Annotated in this window: 13 protein-coding genes and 1 riboswitch; of the genes, 8 read left to right on the top strand and 5 right to left on the bottom strand. The window is 43.8% G+C overall.

Going from position 1 to position 17,372, the window contains the following annotated elements:
* Positions 1 to 154: 154 nt before the first annotated feature.
* The 5 genes from D7322_RS14620 to D7322_RS14600 all read left to right on the top strand — a co-directional run bounded on the left by D7322_RS14620 (position 155) and on the right by D7322_RS14600 (position 8,105).
* A complete protein-coding gene (locus tag D7322_RS14620; protein ID WP_121125026.1) occupies positions 155 to 835 on the top strand; it encodes a response regulator transcription factor in 681 nt (226 codons plus the stop codon).
* Positions 835 to 2,211 carry a HAMP domain-containing sensor histidine kinase gene (locus D7322_RS14615; RefSeq protein WP_121125025.1) on the top strand — a complete coding sequence of 459 codons (1,377 nt, stop codon included), beginning with the start codon at positions 835 to 837 and terminating at the stop codon, positions 2,209 to 2,211. The genes D7322_RS14620 and D7322_RS14615 overlap by 1 nt, the downstream gene beginning before the upstream one ends.
* A gap of 159 nt (positions 2,212 to 2,370) precedes the next feature.
* Positions 2,371 to 3,516, top strand: a complete 1,146-nt coding sequence (locus D7322_RS14610) for an efflux RND transporter periplasmic adaptor subunit (protein ID WP_121125024.1) — start codon at positions 2,371 to 2,373, stop codon at positions 3,514 to 3,516.
* Positions 3,517 to 3,540: 24 nt separating this feature from the next.
* On the top strand, positions 3,541 to 6,648 hold the full coding sequence (locus tag D7322_RS14605) for an efflux RND transporter permease subunit (RefSeq protein ID WP_121125023.1): 3,108 nt from the start codon (positions 3,541 to 3,543) through the stop codon (positions 6,646 to 6,648).
* Positions 6,649 to 6,821: 173 nt separating this feature from the next.
* A complete protein-coding gene (locus tag D7322_RS14600; protein ID WP_121125022.1) occupies positions 6,822 to 8,105 on the top strand; it encodes a TolC family protein in 1,284 nt (427 codons plus the stop codon).
* Positions 8,106 to 8,110: 5 nt separating this feature from the next.
* Here D7322_RS14600 and D7322_RS14595 read toward each other — a convergent pair whose 3' ends face one another.
* From D7322_RS14595 to D7322_RS14585, 3 genes are read right to left on the bottom strand one after another with little or no spacing between them, the layout of a single operon-like run.
* Complete coding sequence (locus D7322_RS14595) at positions 8,111 to 9,688, bottom strand: MFS transporter (protein ID WP_121125021.1); 1,578 nt, start codon at positions 9,686 to 9,688, stop codon at positions 8,111 to 8,113.
* Between the two features lie 2 nt (positions 9,689 to 9,690).
* Positions 9,691 to 10,749, bottom strand: a complete 1,059-nt coding sequence (locus D7322_RS14590) for an HlyD family secretion protein (RefSeq protein WP_121125020.1) — start codon at positions 10,747 to 10,749, stop codon at positions 9,691 to 9,693.
* Positions 10,749 to 12,068: a TolC family protein gene (locus tag D7322_RS14585; protein ID WP_121125019.1), complete on the bottom strand. Its 1,320-nt coding sequence runs from the start codon at positions 12,066 to 12,068 to the stop codon at positions 10,749 to 10,751. The genes D7322_RS14590 and D7322_RS14585 overlap by 1 nt, the downstream gene beginning before the upstream one ends.
* A 393-nt stretch (positions 12,069 to 12,461) precedes the next feature.
* On the opposite strand from D7322_RS14585, the gene D7322_RS14575 reads away from it, so the two are divergent.
* Positions 12,462 to 12,833 carry a BlaI/MecI/CopY family transcriptional regulator gene (locus D7322_RS14575; RefSeq protein WP_121125017.1) on the top strand — a complete coding sequence of 124 codons (372 nt, stop codon included), beginning with the start codon at positions 12,462 to 12,464 and terminating at the stop codon, positions 12,831 to 12,833.
* On the top strand, positions 12,826 to 14,295 hold the full coding sequence (locus tag D7322_RS14570) for an N-acetylmuramoyl-L-alanine amidase (RefSeq protein WP_183078710.1): 1,470 nt from the start codon (positions 12,826 to 12,828) through the stop codon (positions 14,293 to 14,295). Before D7322_RS14575 ends, D7322_RS14570 begins: the two co-directional genes overlap by 8 nt.
* Positions 14,296 to 14,355: 60 nt before the next feature.
* On the opposite strand, the gene D7322_RS14565 is transcribed toward D7322_RS14570, so the two are convergent.
* The gene (locus D7322_RS14565) at positions 14,356 to 15,120 is read right to left on the bottom strand and encodes a DUF3050 domain-containing protein (protein ID WP_121125015.1); all 765 of its coding nucleotides are present in this window, start codon (positions 15,118 to 15,120) and stop codon (positions 14,356 to 14,358) included.
* A gap of 211 nt (positions 15,121 to 15,331) precedes the next feature.
* Positions 15,332 to 15,425: riboswitch (SAM-I-IV-variant riboswitch) on the top strand.
* Between the two features lie 66 nt (positions 15,426 to 15,491).
* Between D7322_RS14565 and D7322_RS14560 the strand changes: the two genes are divergently transcribed.
* Entirely contained in the window at positions 15,492 to 15,755 is a 264-nt protein-coding gene (locus tag D7322_RS14560; protein ID WP_121125014.1) for a 5-oxoprolinase, read from the top strand.
* Positions 15,756 to 15,853: 98 nt separating this feature from the next.
* Here the strand turns inward: D7322_RS14560 and D7322_RS14555 are convergent, their stop codons facing one another.
* Complete coding sequence (locus tag D7322_RS14555; protein WP_121125013.1) at positions 15,854 to 17,371, bottom strand: RagB/SusD family nutrient uptake outer membrane protein; 1,518 nt, start codon at positions 17,369 to 17,371, stop codon at positions 15,854 to 15,856.
* Position 17,372: the final 1 nt, after the last annotated feature.

Here is a 17,372-nt window from a genome sequence, read left to right as displayed (position 1 = left end):
TTGTCGTATGGCAAGAATATGAACTTATTGAAAAGAGCTGCCGTTAAATAGCGAAACCAAGGTAAATTTGATAACTTTGTCCTGCACCGTCCATACGCTTTGGTCGAAGTCAATATTGAGGATGAAGTATTAACGAATAATCTTTCACTGTTGTATGAAGATTCTTTTAGTCGAAGATGATGTCCGTGTCGCGGGACTAATAAAACGCGGACTGGATGAAAACGAATTTCAGACCGACATTGCCTATGATGGTATTTCAGGAAAGAAAATGGCCCTGCAACACGATTTCGACCTGATCATTACCGATATTGTATTACCCAAGATGGACGGGCTTGATCTCTGTAAGGAAATCCGCCATATCAAACCCGACCTGCCCATCATCATGCTTACCGCACTCGGTACCACAGATGACAAAATCGAAGGTTTTGATGCTGGGGCGGACGATTATCTGGTCAAACCTTTCGAAATGCGGGAGCTATTGGCACGGATACGGGTGCTGCTCAAACGCTATCAGAAACAGGACAGCACTACAGGAACCATCCTGCGCTATGCAGATCTGGAAATGAATCTGCATACCAAAAATGTCAGACGCAACAATATTGATATCAGTCTGACACCCAAAGAATTCAAACTGCTCCACTATCTGCTGCTGCACCCCGAACGTGTATTGTCTAGAATGGAGATTGCCGAAAAAGTCTGGGAAACCCATTTCGATACCGGTACTAATTTTATTGATGTCTATATCAATTACCTCCGAAAAAAAGTAGACAAGGATTTTGATAAAAAATATATCCATACCAAATCTGGGATGGGCTTTATTTTAAAACAGGACTAATGCAGATCAGAACGCGAATAACCATACTGTTTACAGTCGTCACAGCGACCATCCTGATGATATTTGCCTGCACGGTTTATTATTCGGCCGTAGAGAACCGGGAGAATGAATTTTATGCCCTCCTCAAAAAAGAAGCCTACACCAAAGCAAATCTATTTTTAAATGCACAGGTAGACAAAAAAACACTGGAAGATATCTACCACAACAACCGAAAAATTCTCAACGAGGTTGAAGTAGCCATCTATGACACCCGTTTTAAGCTATTATACCATGATGCCGTAGACATTGATTTTGTCAAGGAGACGCCGGCTATGTTGCGGGATATTGTCAAAAAAAAGGAAATTGGCTTTTATCAGGACAAATGGCAGGTGATCGGCATTACCTATGCATACAACAACGCGAATTTCATCATCACCGCCGCCGCTTATGATCAGTATGGTTACAATAAACTTCAAAATCTGTTATCGACCATCATTATTGTTTTTATTTTTGCGGTCTTTTTAAGCTATGCCGCCGGAATATTTTTCTCAAAAAAAGTATTCCGTCCGATTCAGGTCATGACACAAAAAGTCAAAAACATATCGGCCAATAGCCTGGATGCAAGACTTCAGAGCACGGGCAATAAAGATGAGCTATCCGAACTGGCAAACACCTTTAACGATATGCTGAACCGTCTTGAGAGCTCCTTTGACGGCCAAAAGCACTTTGTCTCCAATATTTCCCACGAACTGCGCACGCCTTTGGCAGCGATGATTACCGAACTCGAAATTTCCGCGAATAAAGACCGAAGCACCGCTGAATATAAGGATATCATTGACAACACACTAAACGACGCCCAGAAACTTAAAAAACTGTTTAATAGTCTACTGGATTTTGCCAAGGCGAGTTACGATAGTTCGGAGATTTCCTTCAAAGCACTACGTATCGATGAACTCCTGCTTGACGCCTGCCAGCAGGTCTTGCAGGCCAATCCTGATTATAAACTCGACATTTTCATTGATCCCGCTCTGGAAGACGAGCAGATGATTTCGATTGTCGGCAATGAATACCTGCTCCAGGTCGCTTTTGTGAATTTAATCGAAAACGCATGTAAGTTTTCCGATAACCAAAAATGTTCCATAACGATTAAATCCAGTGGAACGTCCATACAACTGGAATTTAAAGATGACGGCATAGGCATCGAGCCTCAGGATCTTGAACGCATATTCACCCCTTTCTATCGCGGCAACAACAAAGCCTACAGTGAAGGGAATGGCATCGGTCTCTCACTGTCCAAAAAGATTATTCTACTGCATCAAGGCGAAATTCTTGTCCGCTCAACGAAAGGCATCGGTAGTGTATTCCAGATCAATCTACCCCATCCATCAGCACTCTAATAAAATTCTAATATTTTTCTAAAGCCTCTCTAACTGCCTTCCAGCAGAGGCATGGATAGCTTTGCACCATAATTTTTTTGAAACAGAAACGCCGGTCATCAACCGCCCATTCGCTGAACAGTTCTTGAATGGGTAGAAGATGGCCTTTAGAAAAAAACAATGGTTAACCGCGCTATCAAAATTCCTATCCATCCCTTTAGATTCATGGGCTGGATCGCTGTCCTCACGATCATGCAAGCATGCACTCAACGTTCCGCTGTACCTTCGGACGAATCCTCGGCCCTGCATTTCGCAGGTGACACCCTGACGATCAACGCACATGCGCCACTGCTGTCCAAGATCAAGTGTACCGCCGTCGTTCAGCAACCGCATCAGTTGACATTCAGCACCGCCGCGATGGTCAAAATCATCCCCAATAGTTATGTTGAAATCCCCATGCCCTTTGCGGGGCGGGTTGTCAGATCCTATGTGAGGCTTGGGCAGAAAGTAACGGTCAATACAGCCTTATTTTCAATCAGTTCTTCGGATTATTTCGAAGCACAACGAACATACTTTGAGTCCAAACAAACCTATGCCCTCGCAGCAAATATTTTAAAACGTCAAAAGGATCTGCTCAGTCACGGTGTCGGTACACAGAAAGAACTTGAAGAAGCGGAGACCAATTTTGCCATTAGCAACGCGACGCTCAATAATGCGGCGGCGGCTTTAAGAATATATGACAACAACCCGGCGCAGGTCGTACTTGGTCAGCCCATGCTCGTCCGTTCACCCATCCATGGTGAAATCCTCAGCAATAGCATTGTCCTCGGCCAATACAATAAAGAAGACGCTCCAGCTTTACTTCGGATTGCCGAACTGTCGAAAGTATGGGTTTCGGCCTATATCAAGGAAAAAGACCTCGCTGCCATAGATCAGATCCGCAGTGTCGAAGTGCGCATTGACAGCCAGCCGTCAAAAAGACTGCAAGGAAAGATTGTCCATATCAGTCAGTTTGTCGACGAAGCAAATCGCAATATCGAAGTGCTGGTTGAATGCGACAATAAAGATCGACTGCTCAAACCCGGTATGTATGTCAATACGCGATTTGAACAGCTAGCTGCTGCCAGTATATTTATTCCCGCGAAAGCTGTACTCCAATTTAATGATAAAAGCTTTGTCTGGGTACAGCTAGCTCCCCACACATTTATCAGACGATATGTACAGACCGGTGTCACCGAAAATGAGCAGATTCAGATTATACAGGGTCTGTCCAATGGTGAACAGATCATCGGTGAGGGCGCATTTTATCTACTAGCAAGCAACTAAATCTTTATCCAAAATCGTATTACAATGAAACAACTTGTTAGCCAGATCATCGCCAAGAGATGGGTTATTGCAGCTGCTTTTCTCCTTATTGCATTTTTCGGGTATTACGCTTGGAAACAGCTTTCAGTTGAGGCCTATCCCGATATTGCAGACGTGTCCTCACAAATCGTCACTCAGGTGCCGGGCCTGGCTGCCGAGGAAATGGAGCAACAGATAACAATTCCCATTGAACAGACCATCAACGGATTACCCGGAATGGAAGTCATGCGTAGCAAAACCACCTTTGGACTATCCATGGTCACCATCGTGTTTAAAGACGGTGTTGACGACTACTGGGCCAGGGCCCGCATACAGGAACGCCTGGCAGATCTCAGTCTCCCTTACAGGGCAGTACCCGGATTAGATCCACTTACCTCGCCAACAGGGGAGATCTTTCGTTATATTCTCGAAAGCAATACCCAGGATCTACGGAAATTGACCGAACTCCAAAACTTTGTCATTATCCCTAAGATCAAACAGGTGGCGGGAGTAGCCGATGTAACCAATTTTGGGGGCATCACGACACAGTTTCAGGTCGAGCTGGATCCTAAAAAACTCGATCAATATGAAGTTTCTCTAGGCGAAGTAACCGCAAAGATCGAAGCCAACAATGCCAATGCCGGTGGAAGCATGATGAACCGTGGCGACCAATCCTATGTGATCCGAGGCATCGGCCTTGTCAAATCGCTGGACGACCTCGGCAATATTGTTGTCAAATCGGTCAATGGAAACCGTATCTACATGCGGGATCTTGGACAGGTAAAGCTTGGCAACCTCGCCCGTAAAGGCGCCTTGGGCTACAGCGACAAACGTGGAGTAGACTATTCAGATAATATTGAAGGCATCGTATTGCTATTAAAGCATGAGAATCCCTCCAAGGTATTGGCCGGTGTAAATGCGGCGGTCGAGGAACTTAACAGTAAAATCCTTCCGAAAGATGTCAAAATACACGTGGTCCTCGATCGCACGAGCCTGGTCGACAACACCCTACATACTGTATCCAAAACACTCCTCGAAGGTATGGCGCTCGTCATTCTTGTACTGATCCTTTTCCTGGGGAGTTGGCGTGGTGCGCTATTGGTTGCCATCACCATTCCACTCTCGTTGTTGATCGCCTTTATATTGATGCATTTTACAGATATACCTGCCAATTTATTATCCCTGGGGGCGATAGATTTCGGAATTATCGTGGATGGTGCCATTGTTATGCTCGAAACCATTCTGAAAAAAAGGGAAGAAAAACCCGACGCTCCATTGGTCGAGCGGACCTTAACAACTAAAATTGCTGAAGTGGCCAAACCAATTTTCTTTACCACCATCATTATTATCACAGCCTATCTTCCTCTTTTCGCTTTCGAACGGGTAGAAAAGAAATTATTTACACCGATGGCCTATACCATAGGGTATGCGCTATTGGGGGCTCTAGCAGTATCCTTGCTACTGATTCCCGGACTGGCATACCTCATCTACCGCAAGCCACAAAAAGTTTATCACAATCGATGGCTGGGAAAATTAACGGCACTTTACCATCAGCGGATCAAAAAAATAATGCTGCGTCCAAGACGAGTGTTTGTTTCCCTCGGCCTTGTTCTTTTAGCGACAGGACTGCTGACAGCATCCGTGGGTAAAGATTTTTTGCCTACACTTGACGAAGGTTCGATCTGGTTACAGGTCTCCCTCCCTCCAGGCATCACGGTAGAGAAATCCAAAGAAATGAGCGACAGCCTGCGTGCGCGTACCCTGAAATACGAGGAGATCTCCTATGTCATGGTACAAGCTGGACGCAATGATGATGGTACCGATGCCTGGACCCCTTCACACTTCGAAGTCAGTGTGGGTTTGAAGCCATACAAAACATGGAAATGGGGAAAAGCCAAAGCAGATCTTATCAATGAGCTAGCTGCAGAATATGCCCAAATGCCCGGCTATAATGTAGCTTTCTCACAACCGATGATCGATGGTGTCATGGACAAAATCGCGGGAGCACATAGCGAACTCGTGGTCAAACTTTTTGGGGATGATCTGAAAGAAACCCGGCGTGTTGCCGAAGACCTCATGACCACACTTAAAGGAGTGGAAGGCGCTGTTGACCTGGCCATTGACCAAGAACCGCCTCTCCCACAGTTGCAGATCATCGTGGACCGCGACAAAATTACACAATATGGATTGAATATTTCGGATGTCACCGACCTGATTCAAATTGCAGTTGGTGGCAAAGCTGTATCTCAGGTCTATCAGGGGATTAAAGTATATGATATCACCTGTCAGTATGCTGAGAACGAGCGAAATTCGCCGGAAAAGATCGGCAATCTGATGTTGTATCCCGATAATGGCACACGCATCCCCTTGTCGCAAGTCGCCACGGTCAAACTCAATACCGGAGAAAGTACCATTTCACGCGAACGCAATAACCGCCAGCTGACCGTCAGATTGAATGTACGGGGGCAAGATTTAGGTACTTTCCTGACCAAAGCCCAGCAGGCAATCGACCAGAAGCTGAAATACGATCCACAGAAAATCAGACTGCAATGGGGTGGTCAATTTGAAAATCAGCATCGCGCCTACAGCCGACTAGCGGTCATCGTCCCCCTGACACTGGCGATCATATTTATCCTGCTGTATAGCACCTTCGGTTCTTTTGGACAGGCCGGATTACTTATCGGTATTGTACCGCTGGCGCTCTTTGGTGGAATGCTTGCGCTCAATATACGGGGTATGACCCTAAATGTATCTTCGGCAGTGGGTTTTATCGCTCTTTTTGGTGTTGCCATACAAAATGGTGTATTGATGCTTTCCCAGTTCAATGTGCTACGAAAAAATGGAATGGTCTTAGAAAAAGCTGTCATTGAAGGCGCTTTCAGTCGATTCCGCCCTGTACTGATGACCGCGACGGTGGCTATACTTGGTCTGCTTCCAGCGTCATTGGCGACAGGTATCGGATCAGATGTTCAACGGCCTCTGGCCACCGTGATCGTCTATGGTTTACTCTTTTCTACCCTGCTGACACTGTTTATGCTTCCACCCTTGTATTATCTGATGGCGCGGAGACAGCAAGACAATAGCAAACCACTTTCGACGAACGATCAGAAATAATAAGAGAAACTTTATTAATAAGATACTATTTGATGGAGCGAGGACGTCAATACAGCTTGGGCCAAAACTATCAACCGATCACATACAAGCGGAGACAAATTCCCAAAATCAAAACCACACTCTGATTAAAGTAGTACAGCTGCTTTAATCAGAAGGACTAAAATAAAATTCCGATGAAAACACAGATCAAACTTCTTCTTTTCCTTTTACTTCCACTTGGAAATGTGGCGGCACAAACGATAGATTCGACTTTTGCACAAAAAAAACTGGATTACAGCAACTTTATCGCCCAGGTTGGAAAGAACAACCTCGGTTACGCAGCTGAAAAGTTCAACCTTTCAATCGCCGAGGCTAATATCATCAGTGCCGGTATCTTCCCCGATCCCGAATTCACCGTAGGGCTCTTTGACAATAGCGAAAGAAGCAAACAACTCGGGCGGGGTTATACCGCCGGATTGAGCTGGACGGTAGAATTGGGGGCAAAACGGCAGACACGTCGCCAGGTTGCAAAGGATGAGGCCGAAACCACCCGTCTCCTATTCGGAGACTATTTCCGAAATCTACGTGCCGATGCCACCCTTGCTTTTTTATCAGCAAGGTACAACCAGCAATTGGCAGCAACCTATCGCAGTTCCTATCAACAACTCGCTCAGCTCGCCAGCTCAGACAGTATACGTTATCAACTAGGCGCTATTCCACAAATTGACTACCGCCAGTCAAAATTGGAAGCCGCCCATATGCGCAATACGCTTTCGGCAGCCGAAGCGACAGCCAATTCCTCCCTAGCGGGGTTATCACTACTTATGGGGGATAAGAGCCCCATTCTTTGGCTACCACAAGGATCTGATGCTTCTTTTAATCGCAACTTTTCATTAAGTACATTGCTATCAACCGCAGTACGAGAGCGTGCTGACCTTAAGGCTGCGCTACAAAACAAACAGCTCTCCCATAGTCTGCTCCAGCTGGCAAAGGCAAACCGTGTGTTAGATCTCGGTATTTCCATCGGCTTTACCTACAATGGTGAGGCCAGAAATGAAACCGCACCGACACCACAGTTTAATGCCATCAATGCCGGCCTAGCCATACCACTAAAATTTTCCAATTTTAATAAAGGCGAGCTGAGATCTGCTCAGTTCAAAATTGAGCAAGACGAATTGATCTATCAAGATGCAGTATTACGCATCCAGACTGAGGTGAATCAAGCTTATATGCAATATAAAGCCACTCAAAAACAGGTACAGCAATTTAATAATACGATGCTGCTCGAAGCAAAAGCAATCCTGGAAGGAAAGATCTACAGTTACAATCGCGGCGAAACCGCCCTGCTGGAAGTAATCAACGCACAACGCTCCTACAATGAAACCCAACTTGCTTACCATGAAGCACGCTACAATTGTGCGGTCGCATTGGTGGAATTACAACGTGCTGCAGCCATTTGGGATATTGATCAATTGTGACACCGTTATACTGGTGAAATCTGATTCTTTTTAAGCTTCTTGTACATGCTTTTCAAGGAAGGGGAAATCAGTATCAGCAGCAAGATGCTGATACTGATCATCGACATCAATTCATAGTAGTCCATGCCATATCGGACGAAAGACTGTATATTAACCCGTTCGCTGATGAGCTTCAATCCCGCGGCATATTCCTTGTACTGCAATCCATGCTGCAGTACCCGGTGAGATTCCCGCTGAATATAGTCTTCAAATATCAGATTGCCTGATTGCAGCTGATCCCGAAAAACCTCCCGGTGCTGGGCATGTTCAAATAACTTAAAGAAATTCTGCAGGCCAATACTACTGGTATAACCCAGGTAACGAACGGCCAAACAAGCTGCAGCCGCTGAAGCGCCCAAATGAGGGCGTACACTGGCAATCACAAATAAGATTGTCGGCACCATAATCAGGCCAACCCCCAGCCCATGCAATACCAACGGTAACCAGAAGTGATCTTCATTGCCCTCACTTTCAAATGAAAAAAACATGTATTGATGAAAGGCCAACAGGCAACAGTAGCCAACAATCCAGATCCATTTCACTGTGCGCCGTTTTAATAACCAGTAGAAGGATAGCATAACACCACATACAATCCCGAGGATATTAAACCATTGGATATAGGACAGGTGAATAGGATCCAGGCGGATGACCTGTAGAAAATACTGATTGGAGATCGTCAGCGAAAACCGTTCGATATACATCATATACAAGACCAAGATTCCGAACAGGAAGTTCCGGTTTCCAAAGATGGACAGCTCGATATAAACACGTTTTATTGCTTTCTGCCGCAGAATAAACAGGCCCAGGCATAAAATCCCACCGATCAGTACGGTCAGCATGGAGGTATCCGAAAACCAATAAAGTTCCTGTCCATAGACCATCAGGTAACCGAAACTTATAACAATAAAACTGTAGAGGATAAAGCTGGCCCAGTCCAGGGAAAACAAAGGGTACGGACGATTATGCCGGATGGGTTTCATTGTGACGATAATCAATAATAGCCCAGGTACAAAAGATAAGGCAGCATACAGGTAAAGTTCATCAAAGTTGAATGAGTCAATAAATTCCGCTGTAACAAAGGTATTGAAAGGCGAGCTACAGAGCAGCATACCAAAAAATATGGCATAACTTCCCTCCTTCGCACGTTCCGTTTTCAGTCTGGAAAATATCATGGATATGGAGAGGTTGACAGCCGATGCGAACAGCATACCCTGAAAAAAGCGTAAGCCATATATCCAACTGATCTCGTTGATACGATACATCAGGTAACAATTGAGCAACTGTAAGAGATTGAAAATGATGTAGTACTGTTTGACAGGGAAATACTGAAAAAAGCGACGTTCCAGGACGTAGAATCCGACAAATCCCGCGTAGAAAAGAATAATAAGAAACTGTACATCACTCGGCTGTGCACCGTAGAACCCTGCAGTGACATTGACATTGGCACCGGGCAGAAAAAACAAGACCATGCTTGGCATCAATCCGCTGAATAAAATCAGCTTAATCAACCATTCGGGTACCCAGTCTTTGAAGATCCCTTTCACTGTTATTGATTTTTTGAGACCGAAACATTGACATTCATTCCTGAGAGTAATTTTTTGGCTCCCTTGCCCCTATCCAGTTCAATACGAACGGGAACGCGCTGTACGATTTTCACAAAATTGCCCGTTGCATTGTCCGGCGGGAGTAGCGAAAAAGAGGAACCTGTTGCAGGGGAAATAGAAATTATCTTTCCATAGAATGTTTCATCCGGGTAGGCATCCGCAACAACCTCTACACGCCCGCCAAGGTTGAGATAACGCAATTGCGTTTCTTTAAAGTTGGCTGTCACCCAAGTTGGTGTCTCTGCATTGACAATAAATCCCAGCACTTCGCCCGGATTTACCATCTGTCCTTTTTCAATGCTACGTTTCCCTACCCGACCATCATAGGGAGCCCGGATTACGGTATATCCCACATCAAGATGCTTTCGGTTTGCAGCAGCTGACAAGCGTGCTTTCTCCGCATTGATTACCCCTTTTTTCACATCAACATCATTCACCCGATCTTTTGAGGCTTCCAGCTTATGCTGTAATGCGGCGAATTCACTTTTGTACACCTCCAGTGTGGCTTTTATATCCTCTAATTGCTGTGCCGTAGCAGATTTTTCATCAAACAGAAACTTGTAGCGGTCGTATTCAAGTTGCTGTTTCGTCACCCGCGCTTCAGCCGCTGCAATGGATTGTTCCAATGATTCATGTTCGGCCTGCAATATTTCTTTTTGACTGCCCAGCACACTGATTTCCGCATTTTCTTTGTTTATCGAAGCTGAAGCCTGATCAGCTTCATATTTATATTCCCGATTGTCAATCAGCAGCAAGGTATCACCACGCCTGACCGATTGATGGTCTTTATAATGAACCGAAATAATGTAACCTCCCACTCGGGAGATGATGGGATTAATATACTGGGTCACTTGTGCATCATTGGTATAAGTATACCGGATACGCAGCCAGAGTATCCTTCCGCCCCATAGTAAAAGTGCCAACAAAGCAATCCCGGCAAACCCATTGGTGATGCGGGTCAATTGTACATCGGTCATTGACCGGCCTGATTTAGGTTTCATTAGATCGTACCCTTCAAAAATTCAATAAAATAATAGTGTTTCTGTATCGCAATCCGGGCGGATTCCAGCTCAAAGTTTGTCTTGAGGCATTGCATATCTGCATCCAACAGATCGGTGATCAATGCCGAAGACTTGAAATACCTATTTTTTATAATACGGGCATTTTCCTTGGCCAGGGCCAGATTTTTTTGGCAGACCTCCCGTTGTTCCAGTGCGAGGTTATAATCCAAGTAGGCCTGTAACAGTTCATTTTCCACAGCTTCCTCTTCATGGTGGTGTTTGACCTCTTCCCGCTTCAAAGCAACCTGAGCTCCCCGAACAATATTTTTATTGAGGTACAGGGCGGATATCGGGATATTCAATTTAAGCCCCACTATATTTAAGTTATACCAGCTCGCATTATACGGATATAAAAATACCTGCGGATTGGCAAAAGTAAATGTATTGGTCAGCCCCATTTCAGGCAGATAATTTGATTTGGCCTGTTTGACGCTCAGTTTTTTTAACGCAACTTCCTGTTCGGATTTTAACAGTACAAAAGCTTCCTGTCTCGCAATGGCCACAAGTTCCGGATAGTTCAGCGGATGGCTTTCCATCGTGCCACACATCGGAACAATTTCCTGGTGTATATCGGCGATCAGCTGTAATTTTTGGTTAATTGCCCTGATATCATTTGTGATCTGTACCAAGAGCAATTCGCGCTTGGACAATTCAAGAGAAATCCGTAACACGTCACTATGTAATACAACCCCTGCGGTGTAACGAGTTTCGATCTCTTTCAATTGTGTACGCTGATCTTTGATATCCTGCTCAATGAGAAATTTGTTGCGATAGGCTAAATCCAGATCCAGAAACAAGTTACATATCTCCAGCTTAATCTGCGCCGTAGCGCTTTTCCAATCAATATTGGCCAGTTCCATTTCGAGCTTTTTTGATTCGATTTTCATCAGATCCCGATGGCCGTTGTAGAGGTTCAGGTAGAAATCGAGTCCGGTATCATACAGGTAATGGATCACATCGTGTTGGGATGGTTTGGCAAATATCCCCCGATCGTAGACAGGCATGTTGCTCGCATAACTCGCAGAGGCCCTGACACTGATTTTCGGCAGTAATTCCATCCGTTGCTGCCGTAAGGCTATCCCCTTTTCCTCCAACTGCAGATGTGACTGTTCAATATACTTACTGTTTTGCAGCGATTTACTGATCAGATCAGCAAGCGAGATACGTAGCGAGTCCTGGGCCCGCGTTCCTAAAACCAAGCATAGGAGCACTGCGATAGTGCATATTGCTTTGGTCCAATGCGACGAAAAAAAGTTCAATGTCTTTCTGTTATTTTTTGCGTTGCAAACTTAGATACTAATTGGAAAATGCATTTCTTCACAAATGCCAATATGTTACGAAAAAAAGACATTTTTCAATCAATTATCAATAAAAGAGCAAAATCTGCCAAAAATCCTCTCATCCCCTGGCATCCAATTCAGCCAACGATGCGTATTCCCTGCCTGCTTATCAGGCGATGGCCGACTATTTATTGAAAAAATGAAATTAAGATTTCCAAAAATGTTTCCGTAACCGCACTGACGGTACTAAAACCTATTAAAGACAAAATAAAATCATTGAAAATCAATTTATTACAGTTTATCAACTTATTTTTCAGTTTTAAAACTGAAAAATAAGTTGATAAACTGAAAAATAAGTTATAGCTTTAAACTATGGAAGAATTAACAAAAAAAGAAGAAGAGGTTATGCATGCTATATGGAAATTAAAGCAGGCCTTTGTCAAAGATATTATTGAATATATCGATCCAACACAAACGACGCCCTATAATACCATATCATCCATTGTACGGATTTTAGAGAAAAAAGGATATGTAGGATTCAATGCCTATGGGAAGACCTATCAATATTATCCACTGATCTCCAAGATGCAGTACCGAAAGTTTTTCTTTTCGCGTGTGATGAACAAATATTTTGATGATTCTGTCGAAAACTTGGTTTCGTTCATTGTCAAGGAACAACAGATCAGCGAAACTGACATCGAGAAAATCAAGGAAATTATCAATAAAAATAAAAAAGATGAATAACCTGTTTTCCTATGGTATAGAGGCCAATGTCAGTTTGCTTATTTTAGTCTTGCTCTTTATCTTGGCTTTTCGGCAGCTTTCATTTTTCCGTTGGAACAGATTTTTGCTTATTGCACTGGTTAGCTTTTGTACCCTGGTTCCCTGTCTTAAATTTAAGACCGATTATGTCGATTTAAACGATCCCAAAACAAAGTTAAATCAGGAGATAGCGTTTCAAGAGCAGTTACACAATTCCAACGCCCCCTTGTCGATCGAACCCGAAGAACAGCTCAACCTATGGGACCGGATGGAGTTAAAAAAAATACTCACTTATGCTTACCTACTAATCGCAATCTTCTTTCTGATACGATTAGTTTATCGCAGCTTAACCCTCGCATACTTTTTAAAGAAGATGGATTTTCAGGAGCATCAGGGAATTAAAGTGATCCCGCCGTTTAATCGCTTCAATAATTGTTCGATCTTTCATTACATCGTTATGGATAAAAACGCACTTAAAAGTTATGAAGGCCAGCTCATCTTTGCCCACGAGGCTCAGCATATTCGAAAAGGACATGCCTGGGACAAATTCTACATCGAACTAATGTGCTGCTTCTTCTGGATAAACCCGGCCATTTATTGGGTCCGGAAAGAACTGCATCGTCTACATGAATTTCAGGTCGACCGTGCAGTGGGAGAATGCTATGGAAAGACCGATTATGCGAGCTTCTTGCTGAATCTGACACAACAACATCAACAAATAGATTATATGCAAAGTAGAATTTTAAAAAACCAAAATGAATTGGTAGAACGCATCGACAGGTTGATGCGAAATCTATCGCCGCGCACGAAAGGTTATCAGTATCTGCTGCTTGTTCCCTGTATATTCGTGTTAATTGTCTCTTTCTCTTTTATTAATCCCACGAAAGAAAAAATCACTGCTCTCAATGCTGTTAAAAACAGCGTAAAGACTATTGTTCTCGATCCGGGACATGGCGGCAAAGATAATGGTGCCACCAACAGCAAAGGCCTCAAAGAGAAAGATCTCACTTTACAGGCTTGTAAAATGATTCAAAATGAACTTGAAAAAGAAGGTTTTCAGGTTGTATTGACCCATTCGAAAGACGAATTTATGATGCTCAAAGACCGTGCAGCATTTACCGGCGATGCCTTGGTTTCCATTCATTTCGATGTTGATCCTTCAAACACAAAGCTGCCAATCGGCTTATTTTATCCAAAAGCCGTTGAACTTCCGAAGATACAGGATCAAAGTCGGGAGTTCGCATTCCGTCTCACACAAAATTTAAAAAATCAAGGATTGAGCACGCAGAAACCCGTTGAAAGCCACAGTCATGCGATTTTACGGGGAGCAAAAATACCGGCACTCATTGTCAGCTTAGGGAATATGAATACCTTTTCCAACACCTTGGACCCACAATTTATAAGCGCTTTTACCCGTGCCTTAAAAACTTCGCTGTCGGAATAGTTTTCTGTAAAATTATCCGTTAAGTTCTTTTTACAAAGATTCCAAACAATAGAAGATTCCCTATAGGGAATCTTCTATTGCATTCCAGAGTTCAATGCGCTTTTGAAGCGCCTCTTTACTCACTATTTTCATTTCTTCCCACTTCTCGTCATCCTCTTTGGCCAGATCGGAGATCATCTGCATGGCCAAAGGGCCATGCTCATCACCGTCCAGATCAATATGACGTTGGAAATAATAGATAAAATTATCCAAGCTAGATTCAGGGAAGTTAGTTTTCAGCTCCTGCAAAATAGAAGTAAACATACCCGGAATAAGGTCCTCACGGCCAAATGTAAAAGCAGCCGCAATTTTATGTACCTCCCCTTCTTCAATCAATTCAAAAGTAAAATTCAGAAAATCTTTGATCCTTTTGTCCAGTGTTGTCAATGCAATGGCATCAAAAATACTTTTGGATTTCTTGGCGTGCACGATAAACTTATTGATCAGATGCAGATCTGCTCCCATTTCACTCATTGCGTCCAGATACATTTCAAAATGGCTCAAACGGCGACCATCAATATATTCGTCAGATTCTTCCGCTAATACAATTTCGTTGATCAGATAGCGTGTCGATGGATGCTCGCTCGCAAACCAAGGTAAAGTCGTACAGGTCAATTTAATCTGTAAAGCTTTTAGTAAAGACATAAAATCCCATACGGCATACACATGCCCTTCTGTAAACGAACGTAGATTCTTGATCGTTTTGATCTTACGATACAGGGGGTGTTGCAATAATACCTCGCGTTCGGCAGCAATGTATTCGTTAATTTCCGCAATTCTATTCATGGCGCAAAAGTATTGTCTTATCTCTGTTTTTTAAAGTATTTTCAATGAGATTACAGTAACATGATAAATTTCTCGTCCAGTTATCCACTTCATAACCAAATCACAGCCAACAGCCCGCCCCTGCTTTTTGATCTCCTCATAGCTGTTGCTATCCCTAATTTGCAGTTAGAAAGAAAAATATTTTTTATTATAAAAATAATCTACTATATTTGTAGAGTATTCAGAATTGCATGATGCAATACCAACCGAGTGTAGGCACCGCGGTGGTAAATTAATACGGGTTTCGACCAAAATAAACGTCGCAGAACGATTATTTTCCCAACAAGATCTGGATACAGTTTATGGTTTAATCCTTTAAATTTTTAAATTGTATGGCTACTACAACAAATCTTTACCAACACTTACTGGAAAAATTCAGCTACTATTCTACGGACGAACTGATACAGCTCAACAATGACACCATTTTGGGTCAAGGCTGGGGATCATCGAAAGCTACCTTTAGAACAGCTTTGATCAGTACGTTCTCCAAAAGAGGACTGGATCTTTCCAACATCATTTCCAAGGAAGACGGTTTTACCTCGGTAAAGCAGGTGCCAGTACGTTTGGAACAGAACGTCTTGATTCCTTTACAGTAAGCGTTATAGCACAAAAAATAGCGCGCATCGAATGGACTTCGTGCGCGCTGCTGTGATTGGTTTAGGAAATTGCCGATCTAAAGAAGGCTATAATCTTATTACTTATAGTTTGGATTCTGAATTAACACACCTGCGCTTTTCTCAATTTCTGTTTGTGGCAGCGGCCAGCGGTAAAATTTGTCTTCAAAATGATAGGGCACTTTACTGTCTTTGACCGCATTGAGTACTTCACCCGCGATATGCCAACGAATCAGATCGTAATGCCGCAGCCCTTCGAAAGCAAGTTCTACCCTTCTTTCGTGGCGGATACGTTCGCGCATTTTTTCCTTGGTATAACCGGCAGGAAACCCGGGCATCTGAACGCGGCTCCTCAGGGTATTCATGGCATCGTACACCGATGGATCTGGCCCGGCGATTTCATTTTGTGCTTCGGCATACATCAATAGCACCTCCGCAAAACGCAGTACAACCGCATCCTGTTGACTCAATGTTGAAAAGCCAAAAGGTAAGTTGGCCGGATCCAGGAATTTCAGCACCCCATAACCCGTAGGCCGCGGATTGGACGGTGTATGGATCTTACCGCCGCCAAAGTCGGGATGGTCCACAAAAATTGTTTTGCTCAACCGCGGATCCCGATCTTTAAACGGATTGGCCCGGTCCGTCAGCGGAGATTCACCATAAGGCAGGCCATCTTTGCATTCATAGGTATCCACGAGGTTTTGCAACGGCGAAGCTGCTATCCAATCGCCTAGGTACATGTCCCAGGGGGCTGTATTATTCGGTGCCAGAAAATTGACCGAAAAGATAATCTCGGGATTGTTCTTCTGTGTTGCGTCGCGAAAGACATTTTCAAAAGCTGTACTCAAGGTATACTCTTTCATGACATCGGTGCATAAGTCTTTTACCTCTTTCAAAATTGCTAAATCGGGTACCCCTTTGTCGCCATAAGCCGCAAATAATAAAACCCGTGCTTTCAAGGCTTTTGCTGAACTTGAAGTCGCATGTCCCCCATTGTTGAAATAAGGTTTAGCCGCTAAGTTGGCGATCCCGAAATCCAGATCGGCCCGAATCTGTTTTAGAATATTCTCCGCACTTTCCTTTGGCTGACGTTGATTCTCCAAACTGAGGGGAGTCAGCACAAGTGGCACTTCACCATAGATACTGTACAATTGGAAATACACAAAAGCACGGATAAAGCGGGCTTCGGCTTCCATATTTTTCTTCTCTGCATCGTTCATATCCGAGCCGTTATAGCCCTGAAGCTTTTCGATCAGGCGATTGGCACGTCCTATACCTACATAAGCATCGTTATAAATACCGGTTTCGTAGCCCCCTGTGGTCGGATTTAAGTTCCCACCGACGATTTCATTAACGCTACCTGAATTGAACTGATTGTAACCATTGTCGGTCAGACAATCCCGAAAAGGCATCCCATAAGAGAAAGCTTCACTCTGCAACGAGGCATATACACCGGCCAAGGCATTATCAAAATCCGTTTTCTTGCCAAAATAGTTGTCCGAAGCGATCTGATCCAAAGGGTTGAGGTCCAAGGCACTGTTACATGAACCCAAAAATAGGCCGGATAGCATCAACGCTGTTATAAATTTCTTTTTCATA

The sequence above is a fragment of the Sphingobacterium puteale genome (assembly GCF_003627955.1).
Taxonomy (GTDB): Bacteria; Bacteroidota; Bacteroidia; order Sphingobacteriales; family Sphingobacteriaceae; genus Sphingobacterium; species Sphingobacterium puteale.
The sequence above is the reverse complement of the archived record's forward strand: the minus strand, read 5'-3'. Positions and strand labels throughout refer to the sequence as shown.